The organism is Acinetobacter sp. Z1 (assembly GCF_024296945.1).
Taxonomy (GTDB): Bacteria; Pseudomonadota; Gammaproteobacteria; order Pseudomonadales; family Moraxellaceae; genus Acinetobacter; species Acinetobacter beijerinckii.
Genome location: NZ_CP101115.1, coordinates 2,327,815 through 2,350,091 on the forward strand (window position 1 = coordinate 2,327,815; position 22,277 = coordinate 2,350,091).

At 37.0% G+C, this 22,277-nt stretch carries 19 protein-coding genes and 1 tRNA gene; 5 read left to right on the forward strand and 15 right to left on the reverse strand.

Going from position 1 to position 22,277, the window contains the following annotated elements; all coding sequences use genetic code 11:
* Window positions 1-3: 3 nt before the first annotated feature.
* A complete protein-coding gene (locus NGC85_RS10875; protein ID WP_254731037.1) occupies window positions 4-246 on the reverse strand; it encodes a hypothetical protein in 243 nt (80 codons plus the stop codon).
* A 65-nt stretch (window positions 247-311) separates the two neighbouring features.
* Complete coding sequence (locus NGC85_RS10880) at window positions 312-521, reverse strand: hypothetical protein (RefSeq protein ID WP_005058203.1); 210 nt, start codon at window positions 519-521, stop codon at window positions 312-314.
* A 351-nt stretch (window positions 522-872) separates the two neighbouring features.
* Between NGC85_RS10880 and NGC85_RS10885 the strand changes: the two genes are divergently transcribed.
* Window positions 873-1,049, forward strand: a complete 177-nt coding sequence (locus NGC85_RS10885) for a hypothetical protein (RefSeq protein WP_254731040.1) — start codon at window positions 873-875, stop codon at window positions 1,047-1,049.
* Between the two features lie 280 nt (window positions 1,050-1,329).
* On the opposite strand, the gene NGC85_RS10890 is transcribed toward NGC85_RS10885, so the two are convergent.
* From NGC85_RS10890 to efp, 8 genes are all read right to left on the reverse strand, one after another.
* The gene (locus NGC85_RS10890; protein WP_254731044.1) at window positions 1,330-1,560 is read right to left on the reverse strand and encodes a hypothetical protein; all 231 of its coding nucleotides are present in this window, start codon (window positions 1,558-1,560) and stop codon (window positions 1,330-1,332) included.
* 431 nt (window positions 1,561-1,991) lie between these two features.
* A tRNA-Val gene (locus NGC85_RS10895) sits at window positions 1,992-2,068 on the reverse strand.
* Window positions 2,069-2,115: 47 nt separating this feature from the next.
* Window positions 2,116-4,092: a DUF3488 and transglutaminase-like domain-containing protein gene (locus NGC85_RS10900; RefSeq protein ID WP_254731047.1), complete on the reverse strand. Its 1,977-nt coding sequence runs from the start codon at window positions 4,090-4,092 to the stop codon at window positions 2,116-2,118.
* Between the two features lies 1 nt (window position 4,093).
* Complete coding sequence (locus NGC85_RS10905) at window positions 4,094-5,011, reverse strand: DUF58 domain-containing protein (RefSeq protein ID WP_254731050.1); 918 nt, start codon at window positions 5,009-5,011, stop codon at window positions 4,094-4,096.
* A gap of 13 nt (window positions 5,012-5,024) precedes the next feature.
* Window positions 5,025-5,984 carry a MoxR family ATPase gene (locus NGC85_RS10910; protein WP_254731053.1) on the reverse strand — a complete coding sequence of 320 codons (960 nt, stop codon included), beginning with the start codon at window positions 5,982-5,984 and terminating at the stop codon, window positions 5,025-5,027.
* A 78-nt stretch (window positions 5,985-6,062) separates the two neighbouring features.
* On the reverse strand, window positions 6,063-6,365 hold the full coding sequence (locus NGC85_RS10915; protein ID WP_254731056.1) for a YbdD/YjiX family protein: 303 nt from the start codon (window positions 6,363-6,365) through the stop codon (window positions 6,063-6,065).
* A gap of 2 nt (window positions 6,366-6,367) precedes the next feature.
* The gene (locus NGC85_RS10920) at window positions 6,368-8,470 is read right to left on the reverse strand and encodes a carbon starvation CstA family protein (RefSeq protein ID WP_254731059.1); all 2,103 of its coding nucleotides are present in this window, start codon (window positions 8,468-8,470) and stop codon (window positions 6,368-6,370) included.
* A gap of 178 nt (window positions 8,471-8,648) precedes the next feature.
* Window positions 8,649-9,218: an elongation factor P gene (gene efp, locus NGC85_RS10925; protein WP_005053151.1), complete on the reverse strand. Its 570-nt coding sequence runs from the start codon at window positions 9,216-9,218 to the stop codon at window positions 8,649-8,651.
* Between the two features lie 87 nt (window positions 9,219-9,305).
* Here efp and epmB point away from each other — a divergent pair, with 87 nt between their 5' ends.
* Genes epmB through NGC85_RS10940 form a run of 3 tightly spaced genes read left to right on the forward strand, consistent with a single transcriptional unit; the run spans window position 9,306 to window position 14,160 of the window.
* Window positions 9,306-10,322, forward strand: coding sequence for an EF-P beta-lysylation protein EpmB (gene epmB, locus NGC85_RS10930; RefSeq protein ID WP_254731062.1), 1,017 nt, complete (start codon window positions 9,306-9,308; stop codon window positions 10,320-10,322).
* An 11-nt stretch (window positions 10,323-10,333) separates the two neighbouring features.
* Complete coding sequence (locus NGC85_RS10935; RefSeq protein WP_005058185.1) at window positions 10,334-12,085, forward strand: hypothetical protein; 1,752 nt, start codon at window positions 10,334-10,336, stop codon at window positions 12,083-12,085.
* The gene (locus NGC85_RS10940; RefSeq protein ID WP_254731065.1) at window positions 12,067-14,160 is read left to right on the forward strand and encodes an EAL domain-containing protein; all 2,094 of its coding nucleotides are present in this window, start codon (window positions 12,067-12,069) and stop codon (window positions 14,158-14,160) included. Before NGC85_RS10935 ends, NGC85_RS10940 begins: the two co-directional genes overlap by 19 nt.
* A 130-nt stretch (window positions 14,161-14,290) precedes the next feature.
* Here NGC85_RS10940 and rpmE read toward each other — a convergent pair whose 3' ends face one another.
* From rpmE to NGC85_RS10960, 4 genes are all read right to left on the reverse strand, one after another.
* Window positions 14,291-14,515, reverse strand: a complete 225-nt coding sequence (gene rpmE / locus NGC85_RS10945; RefSeq protein ID WP_005053147.1) for a 50S ribosomal protein L31 — start codon at window positions 14,513-14,515, stop codon at window positions 14,291-14,293.
* Between the two features lie 199 nt (window positions 14,516-14,714).
* Window positions 14,715-15,683: a bile acid:sodium symporter family protein gene (locus NGC85_RS10950; RefSeq protein WP_254731067.1), complete on the reverse strand. Its 969-nt coding sequence runs from the start codon at window positions 15,681-15,683 to the stop codon at window positions 14,715-14,717.
* 133 nt (window positions 15,684-15,816) lie between these two features.
* Window positions 15,817-16,218: a lactoylglutathione lyase gene (gloA, locus tag NGC85_RS10955; RefSeq protein WP_005053145.1), complete on the reverse strand. Its 402-nt coding sequence runs from the start codon at window positions 16,216-16,218 to the stop codon at window positions 15,817-15,819.
* A 2-nt stretch (window positions 16,219-16,220) separates the two neighbouring features.
* The gene (locus tag NGC85_RS10960; protein ID WP_254731070.1) at window positions 16,221-18,398 is read right to left on the reverse strand and encodes an MFS transporter; all 2,178 of its coding nucleotides are present in this window, start codon (window positions 18,396-18,398) and stop codon (window positions 16,221-16,223) included.
* Window positions 18,399-18,648: 250 nt separating this feature from the next.
* Between NGC85_RS10960 and NGC85_RS10965 the strand changes: the two genes are divergently transcribed.
* Window positions 18,649-21,282 (forward strand): Lon protease family protein, encoded by a 2,634-nt coding sequence (locus NGC85_RS10965; RefSeq protein WP_254731073.1) that lies wholly within the window; start codon window positions 18,649-18,651, stop codon window positions 21,280-21,282.
* A gap of 39 nt (window positions 21,283-21,321) precedes the next feature.
* Here NGC85_RS10965 and NGC85_RS10970 read toward each other — a convergent pair whose 3' ends face one another.
* Entirely contained in the window at window positions 21,322-22,251 is a 930-nt protein-coding gene (locus NGC85_RS10970; RefSeq protein ID WP_005053142.1) for a LysR family transcriptional regulator, read from the reverse strand.
* Window positions 22,252-22,277 lie beyond the last annotated feature (26 nt).

Here is a 22,277-nt window from a genome sequence, read left to right on the forward strand (position 1 = left end):
TGGTCATGTATCATCAGCAACTAGAATTAAATCATTTCGAGTGATCAAATCAGCTTCATGATATGCGCCAAATTCTACAGACCTCTTTTGATACTTGATCTTATTCAATGCGCGATAAGCTTGAAGCATCGCTTGCTGAAAATTGGTAATTCCCTTTATTTCCAATTCTTTTATATTGACATCAGGTAGCTTTTGACTAGGTTCGGATACCCAAACTGTCTGCAAGGTCTGCTCATTACGTTTCACCTCAATATTCAGGTAATAAAAAACCCACCGAAGTGGGTTATGTTTAATCTGTATATGAGCTTTGTTTACTCAATATAGTAGCTGTTGCCATCGGAGCTATTGAAAACTAAATCTAAAGTAGGGTAAATAAATTCACCTTTTAACAAAATATATTCAACGTTTGGTTTCTGAACTCTAGCTGAATAATTGATTTTATTAGCATTTACTTCTGTATAATTTGCTTGCGCTCTTTTTTCTTTACCTTGGAAATCAATAATTGTAATATCTTTTAGCATTAATATGCTCCAATTTAATTATACATACTATGCTTAACCACACATTTATACTATCAATATTTCATATGGAACTATATTTAATTAATTCTTATGACTTTTAATCAAATACATTAATAAAAATTATATATGTGTGCTTTGTGTACCCCTACTTGAAATTTGGATAGATCAATTTCAGAATTTAAAGGATAAGACTCAATAGCTTATATATAATTGATTTTATTTATGAAATAAGTCATCGAGATAAACATCTTTTCTAGGACATATCAACACATATAAGTCTTAAAACTACCGCAATGTAACGGCGTTTAAAGCGTACTATGAACTCTCCCTAGTGAAGATAAGAAGATAAAAATGTCAGGTTTTAAAAGTTTTTCTCAGAATACAACTAACCATGCAAATATCCTCAAATCTCAAATAAACAAGCATTCTGCAGCAACACCACCTGCTGAAACTCAATCTACACAAGCTCCTGGCACCGTAAAGGATCTGCCTGAGAATAATGAACAACCTGATCCTAATAACAAATAATTTCTTATTAACAGTGCCTTGGACGTTGTTTTGAGGCTCTGCTACTATAAAGAATAAATTAGTGCACTGATTTATTATACTATTAACTACTTTTATCAATTTGATTTGTTTAGTTATTTAAGAAATTGCAGCCATTCATACCAGAAAATTGATATAACTAGCCTCTCAGATATGAGGGGCTTTTTTAATTGGATTTTTTTCTTAACCAATATTTATCCGACCGACTCGCTCTATAAAATTAAACCCACCAAAATGGGCGGGCTTATTTTCAATCTCAAAATTATGAAAGGTATGGATGCTTTTGAGCCAAGTAATCATTCGCTATTTTTGTTGTCTCAGCATAGGTTAGCTCAGCGCAAAGCCAAAACCGATATGTTTTTTCACCAACAATGTAAGTTTGACGATTGTATGTAGACTTTTTTTCAGTGTTAATTTCACTCGCTTCAAAATATGTTCCTTCACGACCTGTAACTACTTCCCCATTTAAATCGCCGCCAATACAAATATACATTTTAAGAATCCATAATTATGAATCTCAGCTTAACACATAAAATATAAAGCCCCACTATCACATCTTTGTTAGCAGGGCTTTGTGCGCCGTAATCCGTTCGGCAAGAAAAACCTCGTAAAGGAGGTTATTTAGATTATTTTCTTTAGTTTTTACAGTTAATTTTCATGTATAAAGCTTTTGTGCTTACTGGACGGACTGTACATATGTAAAAAGTAATCTGATCACATATCGAATATTAGCTGAGATATAACATAACTAAACGACCACGCGGAACAGCTAGCCTCGATCTCACGAATTAGTTTTAGTTAACTTTTAAAATTCTAAATACGGTGATTTATTGTACTTATTCACATTAAAACCGAATGAAGTTCCCCGAAAAAAAAAGCCCACTTTTTGAGTGGGCTTTAATATACTGTTTTCACAGTGAATCTTGGTAGGTATAAGCAGACTCGAACTGCTGACCTCTACGATGTCAACGTAGCGCTCTAACCAACTGAGCTATACACCTAGAATGAAAAGCATCATATTCATTTTTGATCAGCTTCACAAGTTTTTTTAAGGTTGTTTTAGTGCAATCGCGCAGTCTTTAAGCAAGCGCTTAAATTCTTGAATATTTGCATTATTACTCTGTTCTAAAAATACGATTTTTTGATGTAACACAATTGCTTTTTCAAATACTTGCTTATTTTGAACTTGCGTTCCTAACCTTTGCATCCATAATGAAAAAGTTTCAGAAGGCATTTTATGCAAATATTTAGGTAATGATCTTTCAAATTTAAAAATTAAGCGCTGATACTCCTTATGCTGATTTGTTTGTTTCCACCAATAAAAACCAACATATATAACTAAAACCCCACCCATACCCAATAATAATAAGATTACATATCCATAGGTTGAATCTAAACCTAATCTCGCCAACCAACTTTTTTGTTTTTCCACATCATAACCAACAACTTTACTTTGCCATTGATAACTTAAATAATCACTCCAAATTCGCACGTTTTTCAAAAATTTAAATTGCTGTAAACGCCAAGCTTTTGCTTTTTCATCGCCCCAAACTGTTTGGTCTTGTGCTAAGTAATCCTGCATTCCAGAATCAAGTCGTTGCGGAGCAATCATTGCTGTAGGATCAATCCTTTTCCATTTACCATTCAGATAAACCTCACTCCATGCATGTGCATCTAATTGTCTCACTTCCCAACTTTGCCCATCAGGTGCCAATTGACCACCTTGATAGCCTGTCACCACACGCGCAGGAATGCCTGCATAACGCATCAGCATGACAAAGCTAGAAGCATAGTGCTCACAAAACCCTTTACGACTAGAAAATAAGAATTGATCAATGCGATCACCACCTAAAGTGCCTGGTGTTAATGTATATACAAAGCCATTTTTTCGATACCATGACAAAACAGACTGAATATATTTTTCTGGTTGCTTTTGATTTTTTTCAAACAATTCATATGCCAATTTTTGTGATTTTAGATCACGATCGTGATCAAACTTGATATTAAATTCGAATTGTCTAGGTGACAAAGGAATAGCTTCATCTGCTGATCTTCCTAACCACAGCATTTGAATCGGTTGGTTGCGTTTAATTAATTTACTTGGGCGTATACTGTTATCTTGATAAAGTTGCAAATAGCGTTCTTGTGGAATTGAATATTCCAGTCCCATAATCCAATCGGATTGTTCGTCTGCGGGCAAATATTGATATTTCACAGCTCTTTGATGAGCTGGCTCCATTTTAATTTGTTGATTAAAAAAGCTACTGGTCCAAGTTACACCATCATATTCATCTAAGACTAATGCTCTCCAATATAATGATTGTCGACTAGGTAATTGATACATATCTGTAATTACACGAAAAGCTAAAGCAGAGGACTGAGATAATTGAGCAATATCGCCTGGCGACATACGATCGCTAATACCAGTGGTTGCACGATCTTTTTGAATTGGAATTGCCCACAAAGGTGGTAAACGTGGAAAGAAAATAAAGAGTAAAATAAAAAACGGCGTTGCAATTCCAACGAACTTAAAAATTTGTTTTATATCTTGTTTCAACTGCTTAGACGATAATTTACTTTTATTAAATAAATTGGTTTGTATTCGATATAAACCGAGTAAGCACATAATAAATGCTGAGAACACAATTACAGCCATCCAAAAGGCCTGACTATGCAAAAGTAAACTTGCACTGACAAATAAGGCAAAATTAAAGAAGATTAATAAATCTCGAGTATTTTTCGATTCTAAACTTTTAGCAAAAAGGCATGTACTCAAAAAGGCTACACCTGCCTCAACCCCAAATAGCGTTTGATAATTTACATAGATTAATGCTAATGACATAAATACAAACAGAACGAGTATCCATTTGGGAAATGGATTCATAAGATGTTTACTAAATCTCCAAACTAAACTTAGCCAAACAATTCCCCACAATCCACTCAGTGTCACAGGAATGAATGCAACTTGCCCTAATAACACAAACCCAAGTACAGCTAGAATACAAAAATATATTTGTCTATTCATCTTAGGCCTGCGCAAGTAAAAGTTTAGCTTTGATCAATTGAGCGTGTCCTTGCCCTCTTTCTAATATCGCATGCGGTAATATCAAACAATAATCATCACCTAACTGCTCACATTGCTCGACCAACCCCATTATAAAACTTAGTTTTTCTTCATGCCCAAGTGCGGGTACTTGTTGATAATCGATCACTAAATATTGAAGATTGGCTTGAGCTTCAAACATCTTGATAAAAAAACCTTGACCACGTGCAACTTGCTTCCATGCTACATTTTGATATGAATCACCTAGTTGAAAAGATCGAAGTTCTTTAAACTCATCAAGGCTATCATTCGCATTGGTCGGCTGATTCTTATGCTCTTTTTGCCAATCATAAGCTTTAGGTGCTATCCATATTTTTTGTTTAGGATAGAAATATGTCCACGCACGTACCAAGCCAAGTGGATATGTGGAAAAAAGCTTTATTGAACCTATCTCATAATGACCACGGTGTTGCGGCAATACAGTAAGCTCTAATGCTTGCTGCGCTTGATCAAAATAGATAAGTTGCTCATTTTCTTGCCATTGAATACGTAAATATCGGGCTGAGTTAATTTTCTGCTTAAATAAAATTTTTAGTATTAAGGACTGCCCAACCTGTCCTACTTCAGTTGCGATAACTTCAACTTTTAAAGCATGCAGTTGTTTAAATGTTAGATAAAAACTGATACAGAGCATTGCACTGATTAAAAAACAAAAACCTAAAATCAGGTTATTTGCATAATTAATTCCAGCGATAAAGGTGATTAATATCAAAACTAAATATAAAAAACCTTGTTTATAAATAAACACTAAAACGTCTTTTTGTAATAGTGTCTTCTCTCCATCTACTTGAAAACGCTTCGCAACCCATTGTTCTATGTTTTGTTTAAAGCCATTTTGCATACGCTTATCTCAACTACAAGACTTCCACTACCTGCAAAATTTGCTTAACTTCCACCTCACTTAGACTCAAACGATGGGCAACAACTGCAATAAAAACAGTTTGTACATCATCAGTCGTTGTAAAATCACGCCCTTCAACCAATGCATGAGCTTGTGCAGCGGCTTTTAATGCCAATACACCACGTGTTGATAATCCATGTCTTTGCTTACGTGTTTCTGAGGCCAAATCTAGAATATAGTTAAGCACTGCATCACTAAGGAAAATCTGCTTAGCCAACTCACGTAAATGCAGAATGTCTGCTTGAGTAAATACTGCATCTAATTGATGAATAAGAAGCTGACGTGAACTTTGTTGTAAGAGAAGTTTTTCAGCTTGACGAGATGGGTAGCCTAAAGACAATCGCATTAAAAACCGATCTAGCTGTGACTCAGGCAAAGCATAAGTTCCACTTTGAAAGAGTGGATTTTGAGTTGCAAGCACCCAAAAAGGTTGAGGTAACTCATAATGAATCCCATCAACTGTGACCGCCCCTTCTTCCATAGCCTCGAGCAAGGCACTTTGCGTTTTTGGACTACAACGGTTAATTTCATCTGCAAGTAAAATTTGGGTAAAAACGGGTCCTTTTTTAAATTCGAAAACATGTTCTTTTTGATTAAAAATATTAATCCCAATCACATCGCTTGCCAGCATATCATTAGTGAATTGAATTCTTTGAAAATGCAGTCCCGCCAAACGTGCTAAAGCACTGGCTAAGGTGGTTTTACCTAAACCAGGTAAATCTTCAAATAACACATGACCACCTGCCAACAAACAAGTGAGTGCAAGTTTGGTTTGTTGTGGTTTATCTAAAATTAGCTGATTAACTTCAATAAGGAAACTTTCAATTTTATGGCTAAAGCTTTTAATATCATGTTCTAGTTGTTGATTTTGTATTTTTTTCTCTTGAACAGAAGCTTTTTCCATGCCCCACATAATTCTATCCCCAAAATAAAACAGTGTATGCCTCAACATACACTGTTTTGATTTTTTTTCAAAGAAATCAAATGATTTCTAGCAAGGGCATTTTTTCATATTCCCGCCAGAAGATGGGTAACGTGCATCGACACAATGACGATAAAAAGTCTTCGCATCCATCGGTGTTAAATCTGGGTGGTGTAGCTGCATGTGTTTAAGATAATTTTCGTAATCTGGCACACCAACCATTAAACGAAAACTCTTTTGTAAGTTTTGCCACAGAATTGCGATCCGAGACCAATTTTTTGGTGAAAAAATCAGGTGTTTTTGCGACATAATTGTGAATTTAATAATCTTCACAATCACTGATCCACTCTCTCGCGCAATTTTAAAGTCCATAGCTATTCTCCCTTCACGCTATTCGCAGTCATCGGTACTTCTGAATAAACGGCAGGTGCTTCATTCACTGTCGGTGATGAACTCGCTAGTGCTTTTCGAATCGCACCAATAGATGCAATCACCATGACCACTGCAACAATCATGAAGAATCCACACAATACAGCATTGATTTGATTGGACATCACAATGGTTTGCATCTCGGCTACTGTTTTCGCTGGGGCGAGTAATTCACCACGTGCAATCGCATCAGAAAAACGATTTGCTTGTGCTAGGAAACCAATTTTTGGGTTTTCATGGAATATTTTTTGCCAACCGGCGGTCATAGAAGTAATAAACAAGAAAACTGTTGGAACGATGGTGACCCAAACATATTTTTCTTTCTTCATCTTGAATAAAATCACTGTACCCAAGATCAATGCCATAGATGCAAGAATTTGGTTACCAATACCAAATAATGGCCACAAGGAGTTAATACCTCCTAATGGATCAACTACACCTTGATAAACGAAGAATCCCCATCCTGCGACTGCAACAAAAGTTCCAACCAAGTTCCCAAAAAACGAGCTTGATTGTTTAACCGCAGGAATCACAATTCCCACTGTATCTTGAACCATAAAGCGGCATGCACGTGTACCAGCATCAACGGCAGTCAGAATAAATAATGCTTCAAATAAAATCGCGAAGTGATACCAAAAAGCCATCATTGAACGACTATTGAAAATCTCTGAAATGATATGTGCCATACCAATCGCAAAAGTCGGTGCGCCACCAGTACGAGATAAAATTGAACTCTCACCCACTTCTTGAGCGAGTACAGTTAACATTTCTGGTGTAACAACAAAGCCTAAATTACGTACCGCTTCAGCAGCTGTCTCAACTGTTGTTCCTAAAACAGCAGCAGGTGCATTAATCGCGAAATAAATACCTGGATCAAGCACAGTCGCACAAATCATTGCCATAATCCCGACAAATGATTCCATCAACATCCCACCATAGCCAATCATACGAATATTGACTTCGTTATCGACAAGTTTAGGTGTTGTGCCCGAAGCGACGAGCGCATGGAAACCAGAAATCGCCCCACAAGCAATAGTAATAAATAGGAATGGAAATAGCGTTCCAGCGAATACAGGTCCAGTACCATCAACAAAATGTGTTACCGCAGGCATTTTCAAATCAGGCATTGCAAAGACAATCCCAATTGCCAAACCTGCAATAACACCAATTTTAAGGAATGTTGATAAATAATCTCGTGGCGCTAACAGTAGCCAGACGGGTAAAACTGATGCAATAAAACCATAAATAATCAATGCCCAAGTCAGTTGAGTACCACTCAAGGTAAATAGCTGACCCCAATATGGATCTTTTGCGACATCTCCACCAAATACAATCGCAGCCATCATCAATACAAAACCAATGATTGATACTTCCGCAATTTTGCCTGGGCGCAGATAACGCATATAAACACCCATAAACAATGCAATAGGAATCGTTGCAGCAATACTAAATACGCCCCAAGGACTATGAGCGAGTGCTTTCACGACAACAAGTGCAAGTACTGCCAAGATAATGACCATCACGCCCAATGTACCAAGCATGACCACTACACCAGCAAACGTACCTAATTCCTGCTTTGCCATTTCACCTAACGAACGACCATCACGACGTGTGGAGATAAATAGTACAAGAAAATCTTGAACTGCACCTGCAATCACAACGCCGACCAGCAACCAAATGGTTCCGGGTAAATACCCCATTTGCGCCGCTAAGATTGGTCCTACCAAAGGACCAGCTCCAGCGATCGCTGCGAAATGATGACCAAACAAGACAAACTTATTGGTAGGAACATAATCCAGACCATCATTTAAACGATGAGCTGGCGTTAACCGTCTAGAATTTAATTCAAAAACTTTATTGGCGATAAATAAACTATAAAAACGATAAGCAATGCTATAGACACAAATTGCAGCAAGTACAAGCCAAACCGCATTTACATGTTCACCACGACTAACCGCTAAAATCCCAAATGAAGTTGCTCCGACAATAGCAACTAAACTCCAGAGGAGCTTTGAGGGAAGTGTTGATTTCGCTGGTATTGTTTCCATTCAAAACCTCTCAAATACTTAAGTTGTGGTTATATTGATTTCCCTTTCTCATTCTATGTAGAAGAAATATCTTTGTTAGTTTATCTTTTATTACATCTTTTTTATCTAATACTTTGGCATAAAAAAAGGGATGATTTTTTATCATCCCCTCTATAATCGTATACTTTATGTTTAACGATTAAGCACGCTCTAGGTAGTCACCAGTACGAGTATCTACACGAACGCTTTCTTCTTGCTGAACGAATAATGGAACACGTACTACAGCACCAGTTTCAAGTTTCGCAGGTTTACCGCCACCACCAGAAGTATCGCCACGTACGCCTGGATCAGTTTCAACAATTTTGAGTACAACGAAGTTTGGTGGACTTACTGTTAAAGGTACACCATTGAATAACATGATCGTACATTTTTCATTTGAATCGTCTTTTAACCATTTTGCAGCATCGCCCATTGCTGTTTTATCAGCAGCGATTTGCTCAAAAGTTACAGGATCCATGAAGTTCCACATCTCACCATCGTTATAGAGGTAATCCATTTCTACTTCTACAATATCAGCAGCTTCTAAAGAATCACCTGATTTAAAAGTTTTTTCTAAAACTTTACCAGAACGAAGGTTACGTAATTTTACGCGGTTAAACGCCTGACCTTTACCTGGTTTTACATATTCATTTTCCATGATTGAACATGGGTTACCATCAAGCATGACCTTAAGGCCACCTTTAAAATCATTTGTAGAATAATAGGCCATGAAAGGCGCACTCCAACTTAAAACTCAAATCTATTAATGCTAGACTACACGTACAGGTGTTGCACTAACACTATTTTAACGTATGGCATGATAAACTATTTACATCAAGAGCAAAACTGGCAATCACAACTCAGTGATCTAATTACTGATCCTTTAGAGTTGTTAAATCTGCTTGAGTTATCCACTGAACAGTTATTATCAGGGGCAATCCTTGCTTCTGAACAGTTCAAATTACGTGTTCCTCGCGCATTCGTCGGAAAAATGATCATTGGTGATCCTTTTGATCCGCTATTGCTACAAGTTTTACCTCATCATTTAGAACTTGAAGAACATCCTGAGTTTGTGACTGATCCCTTAGGGGAAGAAGCGGCAAATCAAATGCCTGGGGTTCTGCATAAATACCAATCGCGTTTTCTTCTGACATTGACAGGTGCATGTGCAATTCATTGCCGTTATTGTTTCCGTCGACATTTTCCGTATCAGGAAAATCTGCCCAAAAATGATGATTGGATTAAAATAAAACAGTATATTGAGCAAAATCCAAAAATCAATGAAGTCATTTTAAGTGGTGGCGATCCATTAACTTTATCAAATCGAAAATTGGCACTTTGGTTAGAACGTCTATCATCACTCCCTCAAGTTCAAATTTTGAGAATTCACTCACGTGTTCCGATTGTTATACCAAATCGAATCGATGAAGAACTGATTTCTATTTTAAAAAACAGTAGGCTACGCATTATAGTAGTGATACACTCAAATCATGCTTCAGAACTCGACAATTACACGTGTTCAAAGTTAGAACAGTTAACATTACATCATATTACTGTGTTAAATCAGGCAGTTTTACTTAAAGGTGTAAATGATTCTGCAATAACGTTAACCGCACTGAGTTGGCGACTATTTGAAGCTAGAGTAATGCCCTACTATTTACATGTTTTAGATAAAGTAAAAGGCGCTCAACATTTTGACTTAAGATCTTCAGAGATAGATCAGATATACAGTGATGTATTAGCGAGTTTGCCAGGCTATTTAGTCCCTAAACTCGTCAGGGAAATAGCGGGCGAAAAAAATAAGACACCGCTTTTTGGGGTTCAAACGTTCTGAGATTGATTACAATGATGAATAATGCATTTTCGGATATTTTTCAAATTCCTACTGTTTTAAGACGTGACAAATTAAGTTTTTGCGCGATGAACACTAAAAGTATAAATGAATGGATATCAGGTCTATCCATTATGCAATTAGGCGATACATCTAAAGCTTTATTTGCGGCGTTGCTTGAACTGAGTGAATTAGAATGTTCAGAAACATTACGATTTGATTTAATCCAAGCATTACATCCAACCATTGAAAATGTTTTAGGCAGCTTAGAGAAAAATTTCTTTAATCAAGGTGTGATCAGTTCTGACCGAAATGAACACATCATTGAACTTGCAATGCTGTTACGCTGCTACTTTGCGGCAATCTATATCAATATCGTACGTCGTAGTAATGATCAGCTAGAACATCAAAAATTTTCATTTTTCGCTTTAAATCAGAAAAAAAATCTACAAACTGCACGAACACTTGCGACCTTTCAAGCATTACAGCAACTCACTCAATTACTTTATCAACAACACATGTTGTATAGCGAGCCTGTTGCTGGTCAGTGGTTAATCGCACATCAGCTATATGATGCTGCATTAACACACAAATACCATTACACCAATATTGAGCAAGCACCAGGTAAACCGAGTTTGAACAATATCAGTCAAGCATATGCTCAACTGATTTTAATGGATATTTTTAATACTAATCAAATTCGTCAATCAGAGATTCAAGCCCTATTTCAGTGTAGTTTCGATTGGGCAAAAATGGTTCAACTATTAACCAAAGAAACAGACTTAACCAAATATGTAGTGGATGTCACCAAAGATCATCCACCGATTTATAATAAAAAACAAAGTTCTGGATTTAATCCTAACATTTTTATTAGTACGCATAGCCTGCTCGATCACGTTACTGCGACACTGCATAAAAATGCAGAATATATCTCTAAAAATGAAAAAATCTATTTAACCCCTGCGCTGAAATTTCATGTGCAAACAATTTTAGGTTCTACAGCAGAACGTCGTCACGAGCGTTATGAATATTCTGCTCAATTACATATTTGTTTCGGCTTACTGACTGCACACTTTTATTTATCTAAAGCTAAAAATTTCGCTGAAACATTAATGTTAGAACATGGCTATGGCTTACAAAGTGAGTCAAAGTTTTTATCAACTTGGGATAAAAAAGATAATTCTAGTAATCAAGAATCATCGATCCAACGTTTGAGTCGTGAAAGTAAATCTGTGTATCAAACAGACATTCTGGATATTAGTGTAAATGGATATCGCATCAAGTGGTCTGGGGATGCACCTAAAAACCTAAGAACAGGTGAATATATTCTTGTAAAAGAAACCTCACACGGACATTGGCGTGGTGGTGTTATTCGTTGGTTAAAACAATCAACAGAAAAAAGTTTAGAACTCGGTTTAGAAGTTTTGGCACAAGATATTTTCCCTTGTGCAGTGCGTTTGCAAGCAGATCGTCATATCAGTAATTATCATCCTGCCCTTTTATTAAAAAATCAAAATTTGGATGAGACTAAAACAACCTTAATTTTACCAGGTTCACAAATTTTTCGAGAGCAGCAAGCTGTTCATTTAAGATTGGGGAAAGAGGAAGTAAAAGTGTACTTATTAACAGCACAATTAATTACCCAAAGTTTTGTTCAATTTGATTTTGAACTGCTAAACGAAGAAGAACAGCCTGTTCTAAATAAGTTTATGGCACAAAAAAATATGGATACAAATGATCAAGATTTATGGGAAGCATTGAAGTGAGAAATTCTTTACTCTCTAAAAAGTTAAAGCGTACCGAAACACGTTTACTTATTATTGATGATAACCAATTACGTTATAATCAAATTTTACAAATATTTAATCAGCAAGATCATCAAGTTCAAGCAACATTATTAGATGATCTAAAAGCGTTTGAAAAACAGCTCAATTTGACTTGGGATATTGTTATTTTTGGTCGAGCTTATGATTTAAAAGTAGAACAAACTTTATCTTTAATTCAAGCTTCTCATCAGCCGAGTCTTCCTATTTTGCTCCTTGAACCTGAGGATTATAGTTCCGACCAATTTCAGAACTATATTCATAAAGGCATTTATGATGTTTTAAATCTTAAAGCACCTGAAAGATTTTATATTAGTATTATTCGTGCGCTGTCTTTTAGCCGACTTGTTCAAGCAGAGCATCGTTTACTCGATGAATTAGAAGCTGCACAAACACAAGCACAGTCATTAGTTGCGGAAAGCCATAAAGCGGTCGCGATTCTGCAAGAAGGTATTCACATGAATGCCAATACTGAATATGCCAATTTATTTGGATTCGGTAGTGAAGATGATTTAATTGGGTTGCCAATTTTAGATGTTTTACAACCTGAAGATTTGGCTCAGTTTAAAGTCCGCTTTAAAAAAATATCCCAAGGGCAATTTGAGCAAGCTCGATTTGAATTACGAACACAAAACCCTAGCGTAAAAAATAATCCTCTACATTTAGAGTTCTTACCTTCTGGTAATGATGATGAGGTTCAGCTTAATATTGAATGTGAGTCATTAGCCCAAGGCTCAGCTAACAGCACACAACCATCTATCGCAGTTGATAAAGCATCTAATATTAATTCTGTACTCCAACAAATCAATCGCCATTTGACAAATCATCCTGCCAACTCGAATGCTTTAGTTTTATTTAGCCTCAAGAGTTGTCCAAATGAAGTGTTTCAATCAGATTGGCGTGCGACGAAAGCATATTTTGCAAATATTCCCACTTTTATCAAAGAACAACTCAGTGTTCCTGTTTATCAAATTGATACAGCGCTCTTTGTTGCTTTGGTTCAAGCAGAATCTAAAACCGTTTTAAACTCACTATTAATTAGCCTTAATGCTTTACAAAAACCACAGCTTTTGGTCACGGCAAATTATACGTTCCCGCTCCAGCTTAAATTAGGTCATTACGAGCTATCACAACAAATTTCAGATGAGGCTATCTTTGAGCAGATCCTCACGAAAGCATTCGCTTCGACTCTACCTGAAATTAATAGCCCAAAAATTGACGCAGATATTAGTTTAACGACAGAGCATGTTCCGACATCTGCACAGTTAAGTATATTACAAGAATTAAAATTGAAATTAGATGCGGGTGATATTCATATTAAATATCAACAGCTCTATGATAAACAAGATCAAAATACCCATACTTATGAAGTTACCGGTGGGTTTATTCATAATAATCAGTGGCAAGATTTGAATAGTATTGATGAGTTAAAAGACGATACGGAATTATCAGTTCAATTAGATCGTTGGATATTAGTGGAAGCTTCTAAACAGTTGCATAACTTTATTACCCAATATCCAAAGGCTAAATTAATTGTAAATCTAAACCATCACATCTTATTGAATGATAAAAAGCTTCCTGAATTAACGGCTAAATTACTGACGATTATAGGTAGTAAACAAGCTCATCCTTTAGTTTTACAATTTTCTGAGCAAGCGTTACAACAAAATTTATCGCAAGCACAGCCTCAAATTGCTTTACTACGTCAGCATGGCGCAGAAATATCGATTCGAAATTTTGGTGATTCACTTTATAGCGACTCAATCCTTCAGCAAATAGACACGCAATATTTAAGTTTCAATCATAAGTTAGCAAAAATGCTAAGTTCCGAAAAAGATATTGCTGTACTACAGGAGAAAATTCTTCATTTCATTGCTATGAAATCTGTAGAAATATTACTCATAGATTTGAATGATATGAATTTATTCGCAAATGCATGGAATGTAGAAGCAAGATACCTACAAGGCAATTATTTCCAAAAGAAATTAGACCGTTTAACAGATGTACAAGATCAATAAGGTCTTGTGTATTTTTAATATTTGCACTGATCAATACTAAGTGCAAATATTAAAATTCATCTAGTTCAATACATTTATTTTGAGACAAAAAAACGGGCATAAAGCCCGTTTTTTTTTTGCGTTTTTAGTATTAACGTTTGATAGAACGTGACATCCCAGAAAAACGTTGTTTGAATTTGTCGATACGACCACCAGTGTCCACATTCTTTTGTTTACCAGTATAGAATGGGTGGCAAGCTGAACATACGTCAAGATAAAGAGTTTCTTTACCTAAAGCTGATTTAGTTTCAATCACGTTACCGCATGAACAAGTTGCAACTAATGTTGTATATTTTGGATGAATATCGGCGCGCATGGTCGATGCTCCTAATTTAGTAAGAAAGGCTTAAGCTGTTATCGCAATTGATCACTCTCAAAATGAGGAAAGCAGAGTATTTAAACTCGCAGATCAATACCACAACAGACCATTTCTTTTGACTCACCGAGACTCATAAAGGTCAGAGCAAAGCCAACAAGTGGCGAGTATTATACGCCAACTAATTTAATTTAGCGAATTAATCTTGCTTTGATTTTGCCCAACGATTGGCAATGATGCCGCATACCATCAACTGGATTTGGTGAAAAATCATAATTGGCAATACGATCATTCCCAAAGGCTGTCCAATAAATAAAATTTGCGCCATCGGCACACCACTTGCCAGTGTTTTCTTCGAGCTACAAAAGAAAATTGTGATTTGATCAGCTTGATTAAAGCCTAACCACTTTGGTAAATACAGAGCAAGTAGCATAACAATGGTTAGCAATACTGAGCAAGCAAGTGTCAGATATAATAAAGTTATACCACTCACCTGATGCCATAAACCTGCGACAACCGCACTACTAAAAGCACCATAAACCACCATCAAGATAGAACCTTGATCGAATGCTTTGACCAAGCTCGGACGTTTAACCATGTATGGAAAAACAAGTGGACGTAACAATTGCCCTAAAACAAAAGGGACCAATAATAACAATGTAATTTGAATAATTGATTTGGTTGGATCAAAGCCATGTTGGCTCTGTCCTAAAATAAAATAGCTTACTAAAATTGGTGTAATGAACATGCCAATAATATTGGAAAAAGAAGCACTACACACTGCACCAGCAACATTCCCTTTTGCAATTGACGTAAATGCAATCGATGACTGAACTGTTGAAGGTAAGAAACACATAAAGAGGAAACCCCAATAAAGTGGCTGTCCTAACAATGGTTCTAATATTGGTTTCGACAAAATACCAATTGCAGGGAAAATCAGAAAGGTAAATGCAAACACTAAAGCATGCATTTTCCAATGCAACATACCTTCAACCACAGCTTCCCGTGAAAGCTTTGCTCCATGAAGAAAAAAAAGTACGGCAATCGCAACTGTCGTTAAAATATTAAAAAAATGCGCGGCTTGACCTGAAACTGGCAAAAACGTCGCCAGTACTACCATGGAAATTAACAATATTGTAAAGCGATCCACTCCCAATAGCTTCAACATAACCTATCCCTATCTATTCACTAAAAACAAAGCCCAATATGATATTGTTGACCATTCGCTCAAACATCATACTGGGCCAAATAAATAAAGCTAGGGCTTCGGTTTAGAAACCCTAGACTAAATAGATCAAAGATTAATTATTACGTGCGTCTTGATCTTGTTGAATCAACTCAATTTTATAACCATCTGGGTCTTCAACAAAAGCAATAACAGTCACGCCTCCTTTCATTGGTCCTGCTTCACGCACAACTTTACCACCACGTGCCTTAATGTCTTCACATGCTTGATAAGCATCATTTACGCCAATCGCAATATGACCATAAGCATTTCCAAGCTCATAACTAGATGTATCCCAGTTATGCGTTAGCTCAAGTACCGTATTATTTTCTTCATCACCATAACCAACAAAAGCCAAGGTAAAACGCCCTTCTTCATAATCACGTTGGCGTAGCAATTTCATACCAAGCACCTCAGTGTAGAACGTTAAAGATTGTTCTAAATTACCTACTCGTAGCATCGTATGTAACATGCGCATCGTTATTCACCTGTCTGTTGTGTTGTTTGATTTTCATGATCGCGTAACAGTTTCGCGACCCAAACCACTAATACTAAAATTGGAATACCAATTAAAGTCGTCATTAAAAAGAAATTCGGATAACCAATATTACTGACAATCGTACCTGAGTACCCACCTAATAATTTAGGGGTTAAAGTCATTAAAGAGCTAAAAATAGCGTATTGAACTGCAGTAAATGACACACTGGTTAAGCTAGATAAAAAGGCAATAAATGCCGCACCTGCCAATCCTGAAGCCAAGTTATCTATAATGATAGCTAAATATAGCCATAAAGAACTATAGCTCTTAATCACTTTACCAGAAAGCTCAACTGCACCTTTTTGTGCTGGATTGATCACTGCAACAGGTTCAATGTCGACATCTAAAGCCATTTCGGCATGGCTCGCTGTATCAATACGATATTGTCGGGTTGCTAATAATGCATGTTCAGTGTTATTTTTTAAATTTGCCAATGCAGTAATTGTTTTCGTTGGCGATGCTTGTAAAAGCTTGCCATCAATAACGCCAGTAAACACCGCATTTTTATCAACTTTAGCGACAAACTCCTGACCATCCAATGTTAAAACAACTGGACGCTCTGAGTTCAACTCATCAATCTTTATATCTGCCAACTGACCTTTAATGACTAAACTTTGCTTTAACTCGTTAGGAGTAAGTTGATCATCGCCACTGATCGGCAATAATTGAATCTGAGCTTTTTGAGAACTTACTAGATAAGGAATAGACAAAATTACTTTTGAATCTGACTGATTTTGATACTGAGCACTCACGTTCACAGTGTTTTGTTTGGATAGAACTTCATTAGGTATTGAAAGTTTCCAATATCCGACCTCATCGGTTTCAACTTGGTAGTGCCGATCATCACCAACCTGCACTTCAACTTGATCCAATGGTTTTCCTGACTTCACTAAACCAATAAAAATTAAATTCGTTGAGCTTGCCAATACTGCACCTACAAACATTAATTTCATAATGTTCATACGTTGCGCTAACAATCCACCTAAGAAACCGCCTACCAAACTAAATAAAACACCATAAATTTTAACTGCTTCAGCAATCTGCTCTTTAGTAAAGTTTAAATCCTGATAGAACACATTCGAAATCACCCCTGCGATAATGTCAGAGATACGAAAAAATCCAATCAATAACAACAGCACTAATGCGAGTTTAAGCCCATATCGTTTGAAGAAATCAAGAATTGGCGCGACCCAAGTTTCTTTCGCCATTTGTTGATTCACAACACCCATTTTCACCAAAGCAAAACCGATCAATAAGGCAAAGGCTGTGGCTGTTAAAAAGCGCAATGCTTCAAGACCAAATAAAGCAGCGGTGTCTTTAATGTGAGCAGATTGAGTAATCGCTTCAGTTAAATTACCTGAATAGATATAACTCACGACAAAGGTTGAAACAGCAACAAAAAAGACAAAAACAAGACGATAATAATCTGTGGTTTTATAATGCTTGTAGGTGCGATTTACTTGGGGTTCACGAATAGATAAGGTCGTGATAATACCTACCGCCATCACAGCCGCCATCGTTAAATACGTATATTTCCAAGCGTCATAAATATAGTTACCCTTCGCAGTTCCTAAATAAGCTGCTAAGAATAGAGCACCGGCACCCGCAACGATCATCCCGATCCGATAACCAGCATTATATGTTGAGGCTAAAACCGTTTGCATTTCACTTTCAGCAAGCTCGATACGATAAGCATCGATAACAATATCTTGTGTCGCCGCGGAAAAGCCCAATAAAACTGCTCCGACTGCCATTTGTACAAGATAACTTTGCCCTAGTGAAGGATCAGAAAATGCCATGATACAAATTGCACAAATGATTAAACACTGAGCAATTAACAACCAAGCGCGACGGCGACCTAAACTCTTCGTTAAAAAAGGAACAGGTAACTCATCAATTAAAGGTGCCCAAACAAATTTAAATGAATATCCTAATGCTGCCCAACTAAAAAATGTGACAGCACTTTTATCAATCCCTGCCTCACCTAGCCACAAAGATAAACTCGAAAAAATCAATAAAATTGGTATCCCCGCAGAGAAACCAAGAAATAACATGATCAGAGCACGTCGATCTAAAAATGCTTTAAATGCTGATGCCCAACTAGAGGCTTGTGTAGTCATTGGTTATTATTTTCCACGAACTTACTTGAATGTGCATATTCAATCGTTTCTTGAGATCGCTTGCAAGTTGCTTTATGCAACTATTGAGCGTTATTCATCACATGTTTCAATCTATAAAAAATCAAGCAAATTAAATATTGCTAAAGTCTGACTATTTCGTCGATAAAAAACACAAGTTCGCTTGATCTTTAGACCTAAAACTGTATACCTTTAATTACTTAACTTTCGTTTTATTTGTTGGATATCAATAGTGACCCAAAAGCTCGATCAAATGACTGCAACAACCCTTTCATTAACACCAGCAAACACGATTACAGCAAATATCAGTACCTTTCCAAGCGCTTTCGAACAGACGGATATACAACCAACATTAACCAAAACAGCTTTAAAAGCAGATCAACTTACGCATACGCCAGATTTCGCCAAAATTCCTAGCTCTACCAAACGAATTAAGCCACTCAATAATTTTCTAGGACAAGATCGTGCACGCGCATCAGTTGAGGCGGGAATTTCATTACCTTATTCTGGCTACAACATTTTTGCTGTAGGTACAGCGGGACTTGGTAAACGCACAATGATCAAGCGTTTACTTCAACAGCATGCGAAAACCATGCAAACACCTAATGATTGGGTCTACGTCAATAATTTTAAAAACCCAAGACAACCTCTTGCATTGCGCTTTCCAGCAGGTCAAGGCGTAAAGTTTCAAGCAGCTTTACAACAATCATGGCAAATTATTCTAAAACAACTTGAGCGTCGTTTTAGTGCTGAGACCTATCACAACCGCATTGAACGCATTCGCCAAGATACAGGTGATGTACAACAACAAGCATTAATCGAATTGACCAAAGAAGGTGAAGAGCTCGATTTAAAACTGATTTCTCGTAATGACAAACATGTCTTCATTCCAATGTATCTTCAAGATAATGAATATCATGAAATGACACAGAATGATTTAGATAGCTTAAATACCAAGCAACGCGCAGAAATCACCTCAAACATGCGTTATATGGAAAAGAAACTAGAACGTCTTGGTTTGCATTTAGGTGATTTAGAAGATGATGCCAGAGATAAAGTTTCAATATTAAATCGTGATATTGCAACTCAAGTGGTGATGCCACGCATTGAACTGTTATTAAATAAAAATAAAGATGTTAAAGGCTTAGATCAATATTTAAAGCAATATGCAGATGATATTATTGATAATGTTGAGCTCATCTTGGAACAAGAAGAAGATGACTTCACACCAGCACTTTTTAATCGTGTACCATCAAGATATCAAGCCAATGTTATCGTTGCCAATAAACCTAATAGTGGTGCGCCTGTCATTTTTGAAGATTTTCCAACGCACTACAACTTATTGGGACATGTAGAACAACTCACGCACAATGGCACCATTACCACTGACTTTACTTTAATTCGACCTGGCTCACTTCATCAAGCGAATGGCGGATTCTTAATTTTAGAAGCCGAACAGCTACTTGAACAGCCTTATGCTTGGCAAGGTCTAAAAAGAGCACTGAAATCAGGGCAACTGAAACTTTCTTCTTTAGAACACATGCTCACCTTAACAGGAAGCATTTCAATTGAACCAGCATCTGTTCCTTTAGATATTAAAGTTGTATTACTAGCTGAGCCTGAAATTTATTATGAAATTTTAGAGGTCGAACCTGAGCTTGGCAGTGTATTTAAAATTCGCGCTGACTTTACTGACACATTACAACGTAATGACAGTAATGAACAAGCTTATGTACAGCTCATTGCCGACTATGTTCAAGCCGACAAATTATTACCTTTTGATCGCTCTGCACTCGCAGCCCTGCTGACCGACTCCAGCCGCCAAGCAGAAGATCAAAGCTCTCTCTCATTACATGCGTCCACATTAGGAGATTTGATCCGTGAAGCGCATCATCATGCGTTTAAAGCAGATGATAAGCTCGTGACTGATCATCATGTCAATCAAGCTTTACATCATCGTCAATACCGTTTGGGATATTTACGTGAACTCTACTGGCAAGACTTGTCTCGTGGAACACAACTGATCGAAACCTCTGGACATCGCTTAGGTCAAATTAACGCCCTATCCGTGATCCATTATGCAGATGTTGAGTTCGGCTTACCTTCTCGTCTTACTGCATCTGTTTATCAAGGTGGTGGAGATATCTTAGATATTGAGCGTAGCGTTGAACTTGGTGGTTCTTTGCATGCAAAAGGTGTCTTGCTCATGTCTAGCTTCCTAAAAGCACACTTTGGACGTGAGCAAATTCTACACTTCTCTGCTGCGTTAGCCTTTGAACAGAGTTATGGACAAGTTGATGGGGATAGTGCAACCGTTGCGGAGCTTTCAGCTCTAATTTCTGCAATTTGCCAAATTCCAATTGATCAATCTTGGGCTATCACGGGTTCGATGAATCAGTTAGGTCAAGTACAACCGATTGGTGGTGTTAATGCGAAAATTGAAGGGTTTTATGATGCTTGTAAGCTGCAAGGCTTAACAGGCAAACAAGGCGTCATTATTCCTCGTCAAAACATGCAGCATTTAATGCTACGCCAAGACGTAATTGAAGCCGTTGAGACAGGACAATTTCACGTTCATGCGATTGATACGATTGATCAAGCCTTAGAAATTTTAATGGCTCGTCCAGTAGGTACTCTTGATAAAAAGGGTCGCTATAGTAAAAACTCAATTTATGCTGCCGTTATGCAGCAATTAGAGTATTGGCAAGCAATTGAAGATGGTGAAGCTGTCGAGGATGATGAATCCAAGAAAAAGAAGAAGCGCAAAAAAGTAAAGAAAACCTCTGAAGCGAATAATAAAGTGTCTGAAGACAATACCGTTGAAGCGAAAACAATGAAGCCAAAACTTAAAAAGAAGTTGAAGTAAAAAAAAAGCCATGTTCTAGATTGAACATGGCTTTTTTGATTAGGCTACGCCTTGTAAAGAACGTCCACCTGGAAGCTGCCCAAAATATTGTTTAAGTGCATCGATACAACGATGAACTTTCATTGGGTATTGTTCACGCTTCGAGGTCAAAGCATGTAGCGTATAATGCGGTAAATGCCAATCTGGTAAAACTTCAACCAAAGTGCCATTCATCAACTCTTTCTGAATGTCCATATATAAAATACGTGCTAAACCATGTCCTTGCTGACAGAGCGATTTAGCAACAAATACATTATTGGTTCCTAAACGTGTTTTCATATCTACATTTACGACTTCCCCACTCAAACCATTACGGAAAGCGAAATGTTGATAGTTTTGCATTAATGTTATAGGAAGAAGCTCATGGTGGCGTAAATCTTCAGGACGCGTGATTGGCGTTGATTGGTTTATATAGCTTGGTGAAGCAACCAACACTTGATCTACACGAGCCAAAGGAACCGCAGTTAATTGATGATCATCTACACGTAAGCTCATACGTATCGCAATATCAATACGTTCCTCAATCAAATCGATATAACGGTGATCTGCCTCAAAATGAATGGCTAAACCTTTATGTGCAGACATCCAATGTGAAAGTGCAGGAATAACATGCAAAGCACCTAGCTCTGGTGTCGTTGCAATACGCAGATCACCGACAAGATCATCTCTTAATTCATTAATTCGGATTTTACCGCGTTCTGCTGCTGCCAACATTTCTTGGCAACTCAAGAAAAAAGCCTGTCCAGCTTCTGTAAGACTGAGTTTTCTAGTTGAACGATGAAGTAATGTGACATCCATTTCATGTTCTAAAGAACGTATTTGTTGGCTAACAGCACTCGTTGTAATCCCAAGATCTCTTGCTGCACCGCTAAAAGAACTTTTTTCTACAACGCAGGCAAATACCCCCATTGCACGCAATTGGTCTAACATAGACTTCCCTCTTAATTTATTAAAAT

What these genes read in the sequence shown, in the direction of transcription:
- NGC85_RS10880 (WP_005058203.1), bottom strand. Translation starts at nt 521, where the DNA reads ATGCTAAAAGATATTACAATTATTGATTTCCAAGGTAAAGAAAAAAGA.
- NGC85_RS10885 (WP_254731040.1), top strand. Translation starts at nt 873, where the DNA reads ATGTCAGGTTTTAAAAGTTTTTCTCAGAATACAACTAACCATGCAAAT.
- NGC85_RS10890 (WP_254731044.1), bottom strand. Translation starts at nt 1,560, where the DNA reads ATGTATATTTGTATTGGCGGCGATTTAAATGGGGAAGTAGTTACAGGT.
- NGC85_RS10900 (WP_254731047.1), bottom strand. Translation starts at nt 4,092, where the DNA reads ATGAATAGACAAATATATTTTTGTATTCTAGCTGTACTTGGGTTTGTG.
- NGC85_RS10905 (WP_254731050.1), bottom strand. Translation starts at nt 5,011, where the DNA reads ATGCAAAATGGCTTTAAACAAAACATAGAACAATGGGTTGCGAAGCGT.
- NGC85_RS10910 (WP_254731053.1), bottom strand. Translation starts at nt 5,984, where the DNA reads ATGTGGGGCATGGAAAAAGCTTCTGTTCAAGAGAAAAAAATACAAAAT.
- NGC85_RS10915 (WP_254731056.1), bottom strand. Translation starts at nt 6,365, where the DNA reads ATGGACTTTAAAATTGCGCGAGAGAGTGGATCAGTGATTGTGAAGATT.
- NGC85_RS10920 (WP_254731059.1), bottom strand. Translation starts at nt 8,470, where the DNA reads ATGGAAACAATACCAGCGAAATCAACACTTCCCTCAAAGCTCCTCTGG.
- efp (WP_005053151.1), bottom strand. Translation starts at nt 9,218, where the DNA reads ATGGCCTATTATTCTACAAATGATTTTAAAGGTGGCCTTAAGGTCATG.
- epmB (WP_254731062.1), top strand. Translation starts at nt 9,306, where the DNA reads ATGATAAACTATTTACATCAAGAGCAAAACTGGCAATCACAACTCAGT.
- NGC85_RS10935 (WP_005058185.1), top strand. Translation starts at nt 10,334, where the DNA reads ATGATGAATAATGCATTTTCGGATATTTTTCAAATTCCTACTGTTTTA.
- NGC85_RS10940 (WP_254731065.1), top strand. Translation starts at nt 12,067, where the DNA reads ATGGGAAGCATTGAAGTGAGAAATTCTTTACTCTCTAAAAAGTTAAAG.
- rpmE (WP_005053147.1), bottom strand. Translation starts at nt 14,515, where the DNA reads ATGCGCGCCGATATTCATCCAAAATATACAACATTAGTTGCAACTTGT.
- NGC85_RS10950 (WP_254731067.1), bottom strand. Translation starts at nt 15,683, where the DNA reads ATGTTGAAGCTATTGGGAGTGGATCGCTTTACAATATTGTTAATTTCC.
- gloA (WP_005053145.1), bottom strand. Translation starts at nt 16,218, where the DNA reads ATGCGCATGTTACATACGATGCTACGAGTAGGTAATTTAGAACAATCT.
- NGC85_RS10960 (WP_254731070.1), bottom strand. Translation starts at nt 18,398, where the DNA reads ATGACTACACAAGCCTCTAGTTGGGCATCAGCATTTAAAGCATTTTTA.
- NGC85_RS10970 (WP_005053142.1), bottom strand. Translation starts at nt 22,251, where the DNA reads ATGTTAGACCAATTGCGTGCAATGGGGGTATTTGCCTGCGTTGTAGAA.